The organism is Alteromonas portus, assembly GCF_005117025.1.
In the GTDB taxonomy this organism is placed as follows: Bacteria; Pseudomonadota; Gammaproteobacteria; order Enterobacterales; family Alteromonadaceae; genus Alteromonas; species Alteromonas portus.
The window spans coordinates 1-991 of the sequence record NZ_SWCO01000028.1; the positions used below are offsets into that span (position 1 = coordinate 1).

1 protein-coding gene is annotated in these 991 nt (G+C 42.0%); it reads left to right on the forward strand.

Features of this window, described 5'->3' with window-relative positions:
• Positions 1–80: 80 nt before the first annotated feature.
• Positions 81–991 (forward strand): IS110 family RNA-guided transposase (locus E5672_RS19750; RefSeq protein WP_136783879.1); only part of this gene is annotated, 911 nt, incomplete at its 3' end.

Here is a 991-nt window from a genome sequence, read left to right on the forward strand (position 1 = left end):
TTGATAATCATTGAGCCTCCTCCCTATCAGCATAAACTGAGTTAATCCTAATAGGCGACCAAACCAAGGGAGAAAACTCAATGAACTTTTATACTAATACACATCCGTACTATTGTGGAATCGATCTTCATACAAGACTGCTTTATGTCTGCATCATTGATAATGAAAACAACATTCTCGTTCACGAAAAAATCGATGATTCACCCGATAAACTGTTAGCGCTTCTAAAACCATATCTGGGCAATATCGTTGTTGGTGTGGAATGTATGCACTGTTGGTATTGGGTGTCTGACTTTTGTGAAGAGCACAATATTGATTTCATTCTTGGCCATGCGCTTTACATGAAAGCCATCCACGCCGGTAAAACGAAGAATGATAAAATCGACGCGCTAAAAATAGCGAAGTTGATCCGTGGAGGAAACTTCCCGCTCGCGCATGCGTATTCAAAGGAGCATCGCTCAATTCGTGATGCGCTGCGTCGGCGCACCCATATAATGAGGATGAGTGCACAGCTGAAAGCGCACGTTGCCAGCACGGTCAGTCAATACAACTTACCCGCATTAGAAACGCGTTTAGATTTAAGAAACTCACCTGATAGAGAAAAGATGCGCCACTTTTTTCCAGACGAAGCAGTACAGAAAAGCATGGATTTAAACCTAAACATTATCGAAACCATGGTGAGTGAGCTCTACAAGATTGAACATTATGTAAAGACTCAGGCACAAACACACTGCGCTACAGATTTACATATTCTAAAGTCGTTTCCAGGTATCGGGAAAATTCTAGCCCTCACCATTTTATACGAAGTTGGCGATATTAAACGGTTTCCATCAGTTCAGAAGTTTGCCTCGTATTCACGGTTAGTCAAATGCAAAGCTGAGTCGGCCGGAAAAACATACGGTACGCAGGGAAATAAGATTGGTAATGCTCATTTAAAATGGGCATATAGTGAAGCAGCGGTGTTGTACCTTAAAGGTAATGACAACGCGAA